Origin of the sequence: Methanothermobacter sp. CaT2, from assembly GCF_000828575.1 — an archaeon.
In the GTDB taxonomy this organism is placed as follows: domain Archaea; phylum Methanobacteriota; class Methanobacteria; order Methanobacteriales; family Methanothermobacteraceae; genus Methanothermobacter.
Genome location: NZ_AP011952.1, coordinates 1564942 through 1572500, shown reverse-complemented (window position 1 = coordinate 1572500; position 7559 = coordinate 1564942). Strand labels below are relative to the sequence as shown.

Sequence of the window (7559 nt, the reverse complement as noted above, 5' to 3'; positions counted from 1 at the left end):
GGGGATCCTACAGGCCGCCATGGATATGGAGCCTTGTTGAGATAATTAACAGAACCAGAGAGACCGTGTCAATACCGTCAATAATGGACACCTCAGGTTTCGGGACGTCAAGGGGCCCCTACAACTGCAGGAAGTGTAACCGGGACCTCAAGAAGCTCATAATAAAATCAAACCTTGAGCAGGAAATGGTTCCTCCCTATGAATGTGAGTGCAGGGAGCGGTGGAGTGCAGAGTTAAAATTCTCAGAACTCACGGGATCAACTGATATAAGGTACGAAGATTACAGCTAGTGACGGCACAATCAGGACAAAGACTGATTCACATGATAGGTATAAGCGCTGATTTTGACCCTGTACACCTTGGACACGCCAGGCTCATAGAGAAGGGACGTGAAATAGCTGATGAAACAGGAGATGAAGTTGTTATATACCTTAACAAGGACTTCAGCGCAAATCACGCGCCCTTCTTCGTCCCCTATGAGGCCCGTAAGGAGATGGCCCTGAAGGCCGGAGCAGACAGGGTTGTTCCAGTTGAGGGTCTGCACCATCGCCTCACCCTGGCCTACACGGTCCCCATAAGGATAGCCATGATGATAGAGGATGGTGTTGTTGACTATGTCGACGCAGCCAACGTCTCAACAGACCTCATAATCAGAAAGGCAAGGGAGTTTGCATCCAGGGGAATTTTCAGTGGGATACCCCGTGAACTGCCAAACAGGAACGTTATAAGATGGTTTGCTGTCAATGAATTCCTCTATGGTAAGTACGGCCGTAAAATGAGGTTCCATATAATTCCAGAGCTCACTGTCGATGGTTCAAAGATTTCCGGTAGGGAGATAAGGCAGAGGATAATTGAGAACAACCTTCAGATCCCACCCGATGTTGCGAGGGTACTGCCCGATACAACCATCAGCATACTTGAAAGGGAAATAGAGAGGGGCACGGTTCCAGGCCGCAGAAACCTTGAAATCATAAAGGAAAGGATGAACAACCTGTCACAGGCCGATCTCATGGAAATAGCATATCTAAACGCTGATGCTGTGAATTCCATAGTTAAAAACAGGAGATTTTACAGGGAGAATCAGATATGGGCTGCCTTCAGAAAGGCCGGGTATGGACCTGTCCTCACAAGGCTTGCCATGAGTTCCATTGAGATGAACGTCAGGAGGTCCGAGGTGCGGGACCTGATCGAGCACTACACTGAGAGGGGGTGGATTCCTCCGGATCAGAGTGTGATAAATGTTATAAGGAGGGCCTGGTTCGTATCAGAGAGGGTTGCTGAGGGTATCAGCTCAAAGAGGGCCAATGAAATGTTCCAGAGTGGCAAACACAGAGTGAATCCTCCATCAAAGGTGGAGGCTGGTCTGAACCTGCGAAGGGATGAGGTTAAACTGGTCAAGGATGGTATGGATGCCAAGATATATGTTGACCGGAGGGGTGTACTCTCCTGTCAGATAAGGAATGGTGCAAAGATAAAAAGCCCCATGCACCTGCCAGCCCAGATGGCAACCTATCTCAGACTCATAATAGACTCCCACATAATACCCTTCAGTGCAAAGGTTAAAAGGAGAAGGGATGGATTCAGAGTCCTTATAACAATCAATAACCAGAGAAAAACAGGGCGAGAGCCATAATAAATGTCTATTTTACCCTATCCCTCCGCTCCACCACCGGACATTTCCAGTCACGGCAGAAGGTCATGACTATCATCTCAGACTCGGTCCTGATGTGGATCCTCCAGCATTCATCATCATATGAACTGAAGTCAATGTCGATGATCCTTTTACCCACAAGTCCCATGAGGTTTTCAGCACACTCCCTCTCAAGGTCTGAACTCATTTCCTCACCCTAGAATAGTATCTATTTTCACACTTATAACTGCATCTAACTCACAGGAATGCGTCGAGGGCCTCATCAAGCACATCCCTGTAATCGGCATCTGCAGACACCTCAACATCCTTCAGTTTCTCAAATATCCTCATTATACAGGTGGGCATTACGGGGTCAATGACCTCCCCCAGCATATCCTGGACCTCCTTCATCTCCTCATATCTTCTTCTGGCATGGATGCATGAACTTTTAAGCCTTGAAATCGCTGATTCCCTGAAATCATTGCCCTCAGTGTATTCAAGCATCTCAAGTACGTCCTCCTCAAGGCCCAGCCTGTGGGCTGCAGTTAGTGTTTCCCAGAGAAGCGCCGAAACACCCTTTGTGTAGCTGCTCCTCAACATTTTAATCGCCGATGCATCCCCGGGTTCCCGTCCCCTCACCTCAATGTTCAATCCATATCTGTTGAGCTTCATGAATTCCTCTGCATCCCTTCCAGAGGCTATGATACGTACATCGGCGCCCTTTCGCCTCACACTGCCCATTATGGCTGCATCCACAAATCCTCCCTTTTCAATGAGGGACGATGCCATGCGCACCGTCTCAGGTGATATGTTGTTAATATCCACGTATATCCCCCTGACATGTCTGCCTGCCCTCCTTGCGGCATCCAGTGCAACACCGGGTGTTACTGCGGATATGACAACCGGGCATGAATAAACATCCTCCTCTGATGTTTCAGTCACCCCCACGGTCCTGGCCCTCTCAATGGTTGATGGGCTTCTTCCCTCCAGTGATGTGACAACCTCCACTCCCCTGCTCCTTAAACGTGAAGCAAGGGTCTGTGCGACTTCACCAAAGCCGATAAATCCAACTCTCAAAGAATCACCCCTTTCATGGTAATGGAATAAGCTGATAAAGCATATAAATACCTGCAACTACTATAAGTGCCCCTGAAGCCCTCCTAATATCTCTGGAGCCTCCCAGGAGTCTCCTTAATACTGGTTCGGCCAGAAGGGTCAGTGCTATGAGGGCTATGGTAAGTCCCAGGGTGTAAAGTGCCATGTTAACAAGGGCCCCGGGAATCCCTGTATATGCTGAGTATGCAATCACACCTATGAGGTAGGGGCTGTAGCAGGGAGTCCAGGCGATGGCCGTCAGTAAGCCCATGAGAACATGGTTTTCTGCTGGGGGAGTCCTGATGGATATTAAGGGTTTCTCTGATAGAACAAGAAGCCCCATGATGATCAGCATGATTGAAGCCGGGATCCTCAGGTAGAGGAGATAGTAATTAACTGAGGCTGTGAATATGGCTGTGAGGATTATTATGAAGAGAAAGAGGGATGAGAAACCAGAAAGAAAAAGGAACCTCTCTTTCCTGCTACCGATGAGAGATTCTGAGAAGAGGACAGGTATGACGGGTAGAATGCATGGTGACAGGACTGATAGTATTCCAGCCGTGAATGAAATGATATGGTCCTGCATGATCCTACCCCAGATAGGATATGAGTTCATCGGGGCTCATGTAGCCCTCCCTTCTTCCTATCTCATTTCCAGAGGGATCCAGTATTATTACCGTCGGGACCCCGTAAATTCTGTACCTCGAGGACAGCGCTGGACTGGTGTCAACATCAACTTTGACTGCGATGAAATCCTCTGCCAGCCTCCTCTGAACCTCAGTGTTCTGGAGTGTCTCAGATTCCAGTTTCTGACATGCCGGACACCATGAAGCAGAAAATACCATGAAAACATTTTTACCTGTCCTCGAAGCCTCCTTTATGGCCTCATCATGTTCAGTATACCATTTAAGGTCCTTTTCATCCGTCGTGAAGCTCTGAGGCACTCTGGGCTGGACTGCATAGATTATGAGTACAATTGAGAGTCCTGCGAGAAGTCCGAATAGGGCCCACTTCCTTGCTTCATCCAATTTACCATGCTCCCTTCCTGCAGTTCATGATGACCTCTAAATCAGATCTTAACAGCAACATTGTCACCCCTCGCAACACCCAGGTCCCTTGCGATTGCAGAGCATTTCGCATTTAGAAGACAGAATATGTCCCTGGAACCATCAGAGATCTCTGTTAGGCCCTCATAGTTACCCATACCCTTGGCTATTACGAGTTCGGTTCCATCCAGCATGTACCGGAATTCATCTGAGAGGTCACTGTATACGATGCCCACAGAGTCTGTACCTGTAGTTACGATTTCAGCAACTTCATCAAGGCCTGCTTCGAGGGCGTCCTCCATGCATGCATCATTAAGGATGGGTTCGCCCTTAACAGCGACCTTCACGCTTACATCATATTCGACCAGTTTTTCAATGAGCGGCCTGTCGAAGAGGATCTCACCTGTGTTGTCAAGGAGGTAAAGGACCTCAGAGGCCTCCCTGAGTCTATCTTCAAGTAGTGGGACATGGTTTATGGTGAGGGGTGCCCTGAGGGACTCCTGGATACCCCTGTCATGATCGAAGTCAAGGCCCAGTGCCCCGAAGTCTATTATGTTACCTGTTATTGCCACCTTCACATGACTCTCAAGGTCGCTGTGACCTTCAAGGTAGTCCCTTACAGTTGGGAGGAACCTCAATGCGATTTCATTGCATCTCCTCTTCTCATCAAGATAGGGGTCCTCTGATCCTGTCATATCCTTTATGAGTCTGTGCATCCTGGTCCCGAGTTCATTTGATACCTGTCCCCTCCTGAACCTCTCACTGAGGAGTTCGAGTATATTTTCCATGACCCTCAGTTTGAGTTCCTCATCATCGGTTGCAAGGTCGAGGGCCTCCCTGGCCTGTCTCAGGAAACACGGTGCGCATTCATAGTATACCTTCATCCACCCACCTTTAACCGCCGTAGATAACCCTTATGACCTCGATGATATCGCCATCGAAGATCTCCTCTTCCTCTATGACTATTTCGCCGTTCTTTTTCACGACAACCGTTTCAATGGGAATTTCAAGCTCCCCCAGAACATCCTTTATCCTTCGTGGAGCCCCTGATTCAAGTATTTTCTTCCCGTCATCTGTGATTACTGTAAACTTCATCCCTATCACCATGTATACTGGGGTTTCATCATCTTTTCGTTAATTCCTCTATAAATGTGCATGCCTTGCAGAGTTTTCCTGATGCAGGTTCACCGCATTTGACACAGATACCTGATCTCCCTGATTCCGATAAATCCCTTCTGAGGATCTCCTTTATCCTGTCGAATCCCCTGAGTGTTGAGTACATTATGGTTGGGCGTTTCACTGATATCTGCTTGAGGAAGTCACCTATCTCCCTCCTGAATGAACCTGATGCATAGGGACACCCTGCAAGGTGAACGTCCAGGCCCCTTGCAAGTACATAGAGGGCCACCTCCTTCTCGGGTATCTCCCTCAGGGGCTTGATTTTTGGTATGAACCTTCCCCCTGCAGATGATGTCATGGGGCCTATCCGTGTGAGGTTCTCGAGATTTCCCTCAAGGTAATTCATGACTATTGCCTGGGTCTCATCGTCGAGGTTGTGGCCGGTTGCTATCTTCGTTGCCTTGCTCTTCCTGGCCTCCCTGTTAAGTATCCAGCGTCTGAACACTCCGCAGTAGGTGCATGCGCTCCGTGAGGGGTTTTTCATTATCTCATCCAGTGTTATTCCTGCATAGTCCTTCAGACTGACAACCCTGTGGGGTATGCCTCTGTCGGCACATATTTTCCTGGCGATCCTTACTCCATCCTCACGGTACCCGCCTATACCCTCATCGATGGTGACCGCCTCAAGTTCTATTATGTTTCTTTCCCTGAGTTCATCAAGGATGTCAATGACCATCACGCTGTCCTTTCCACCGGATAAACCGACAAGTACCCTGTCTCCACGTTCTATCAGCTTATATTTCCTTATATCCCTCATTACCTTTTTTCTTGTTGTCTCTATGAAGCAGTCGCTGCAGAGTAGCTGTCCTGAGTATTTCCTGTTTATTATGACACCCTCTGATCCGCATCTGGTGCACTGCATGGTAAATCTCCTGTAAATTGTTAATGAAGTTGTATGAGGGTCCCTTCAACACAAACTTCTCCTGAATCCCCTCAAAGTATGTATTAGGGCCCTTTCACCAACTCTGTCTCCTAAATCCCCTCAAAGCGGGAATGACCTCTCAAATAGTTCAAAATCCTGGACATAATCTTTGCCTGTCCTGAGGGCTATCTCTGCCTTCTGAAGTTCGGCCCCGAGGTAGGCTGCATGTTCAAGTCTGCTTACAAGGTTTCTATTTATGATCTCCTCATATAATTTTTTGGCGCTGTCTGATGTCAGGGCAGTTCTGGGCTCCATTCCCTGGTAGAGTACTGCCTTTATTTGCCCATCCTCCACCATAATCTTGAAGCTTCCCATTTTGTCCCTAACGAACTTCATTCCTCCCTCTGCCTCAATGACCGGGACATCAACCTTCTCTACAACCCCTCCTGACCTCCTCTTGTCCTTGAACAGCACCAGGTTGATACCGAGGTCCTTTGGAACCGAGCCACGGTGTCTGGCAAGGAACATCATCTGTGATGCCACCGCTAATTCATAAACACTTCCACGGGCCTTCCCACTCTCCTCGGGCGTGAACAGTATGCTGACACCAAGTTCCATCCCGAAACCTGCCAGGAGGGCGTTTACGCCGGTGGAGTCGGTGTCCAGGAGCTCCGTCACGTTACCCACACCAAAGAATATGGGGTCCGGGTTTCTCTCTGCGTACATCCTGCAGGCCATAACCGAGTCAACTATGCTCCTGCTGTTTACAGGGTCCAGTACAGGGTCAGCTATGACATCTATGCCGCGGCACTTCCTTTTAAGCTCCTCCAGGGCTTCAACCCTCTCCTCAACTGTCTCCGGGACCCATCCCTGACTGTAATCTGTTGGCAGGATCACCGCAGGCACCCCATGTTTCCTGAGGAGCGGCAGAACCTCCCTGTAGTTTCCCAGGTCGAGGCTCAGTATCATGTCTGCACCGCACTCCACTGCAGCCTCAATCTCAGGCGGGTTCAGACTATCCACGCTTACCGGCACCTTCCCTGCTGCGGATCGTGCTGTCCTTATTATCTCCGGTATGAGGTGAGAGTTGTCCTCACCGGCAAGCATTCCAAGGTCTATCATGTCTGCACCGCTTCTTATGAAGTAATCGATGCGTTCCCTGAGCCTGCCCTGCTCCAGCAGGAGGGGTGCATTGGCCACCTCGGCGAGGACCCTCATGGGGAAGTCCCTTCCGGTCGGTAAGCCCCCGACGAGTATGTTTTCATCCCTCTCAAGGAGTGTGCTTATCCTTCTTTGATCGTTCTCAAAGTCCTCTATGAACTGCAGGGCCCTCTTCCTCTGTTCCTCCTCTATCAGTTTGTCGGCGGGTTTTTCTGTTGAGAGTTCAAGTTCCCCCAGGAGGTCCAGAACTATGGGAAGGTCGGCTGCATCTGTTGGTCCCTTGTATGCGGGTATGCCTGTCCTCTCCCCGATAATCCCCACATCCTTGGGTATGAGTCCCGGCACGATTAGGATGTCAGGTTCCCCCTCATCCGAAAAGTTAATCTTTCGGATCTCAGATATTATCCTTCGAGGTGTTAAAAAGGCTGCTATGGGAGTGTCAGCAACGTGAACATGAACTTCATGCTCGGAAGTGGATGATGCTTCCCTTACAGTCTCTGATGCAAGTTTTCCTGTGATTATGAGGACTTTCATTTCGTTACCCCCATTAATTTTAGTTGACCAACATGTATATATATTAAAAATT

At 49.0% G+C, this 7559-nt stretch carries 10 protein-coding genes (1 of these 10 running past the window's edge); 2 read left to right on the top strand and 8 right to left on the bottom strand.

Annotated elements, in window-relative coordinates; translation table 11 throughout:
• Together MTCT_RS08170 and MTCT_RS08165 are read left to right on the top strand one after the other, a co-directional pair.
• A protein-coding gene (locus MTCT_RS08170; RefSeq protein ID WP_369798264.1) for an archaeosine biosynthesis radical SAM protein RaSEA crosses the window boundary here: on the top strand, positions 1-290 show its 3' end. It extends 775 nt beyond the left edge of the window; only the last 290 of its 1065 coding nucleotides appear in the window; its start codon lies off the left edge, out of view; the stop codon is at positions 288-290.
• A gap of 32 nt (positions 291-322) precedes the next feature.
• Positions 323-1633: an adenylyltransferase/cytidyltransferase family protein gene (locus MTCT_RS08165; protein ID WP_052457422.1), complete on the top strand. Its 1311-nt coding sequence runs from the start codon at positions 323-325 to the stop codon at positions 1631-1633.
• 7 nt (positions 1634-1640) lie between these two features.
• Here MTCT_RS08165 and MTCT_RS08160 read toward each other — a convergent pair whose 3' ends face one another.
• The 8 genes from MTCT_RS08160 to MTCT_RS08125 form a co-directional block, all read right to left on the bottom strand.
• On the bottom strand, positions 1641-1838 hold the full coding sequence (locus tag MTCT_RS08160; protein ID WP_048176281.1) for a hypothetical protein: 198 nt from the start codon (positions 1836-1838) through the stop codon (positions 1641-1643).
• Between the two features lie 50 nt (positions 1839-1888).
• Positions 1889-2707: an NAD(P)-dependent oxidoreductase gene (locus MTCT_RS08155; protein WP_048176279.1), complete on the bottom strand. Its 819-nt coding sequence runs from the start codon at positions 2705-2707 to the stop codon at positions 1889-1891.
• A gap of 13 nt (positions 2708-2720) precedes the next feature.
• A complete protein-coding gene (locus MTCT_RS08150; RefSeq protein ID WP_048176277.1) occupies positions 2721-3311 on the bottom strand; it encodes a cytochrome c biogenesis CcdA family protein in 591 nt (196 codons plus the stop codon).
• 4 nt (positions 3312-3315) lie between these two features.
• Positions 3316-3753, bottom strand: a complete 438-nt coding sequence (locus MTCT_RS08145; protein ID WP_048176275.1) for a thioredoxin fold domain-containing protein — start codon at positions 3751-3753, stop codon at positions 3316-3318.
• A 41-nt stretch (positions 3754-3794) separates the two neighbouring features.
• Positions 3795-4655, bottom strand: a complete 861-nt coding sequence (locus MTCT_RS08140; protein WP_048176274.1) for a DUF89 domain-containing protein — start codon at positions 4653-4655, stop codon at positions 3795-3797.
• Between the two features lie 10 nt (positions 4656-4665).
• Entirely contained in the window at positions 4666-4866 is a 201-nt protein-coding gene (locus MTCT_RS08135; RefSeq protein WP_052457421.1) for a MoaD/ThiS family protein, read from the bottom strand.
• 28 nt (positions 4867-4894) lie between these two features.
• The gene (locus MTCT_RS08130; protein ID WP_048176272.1) at positions 4895-5812 is read right to left on the bottom strand and encodes a TIGR00269 family protein; all 918 of its coding nucleotides are present in this window, start codon (positions 5810-5812) and stop codon (positions 4895-4897) included.
• Positions 5813-5932: 120 nt separating this feature from the next.
• On the bottom strand, positions 5933-7507 hold the full coding sequence (locus MTCT_RS08125) for a dihydropteroate synthase-like protein (protein WP_048176271.1): 1575 nt from the start codon (positions 7505-7507) through the stop codon (positions 5933-5935).
• Positions 7508-7559 lie beyond the last annotated feature (52 nt).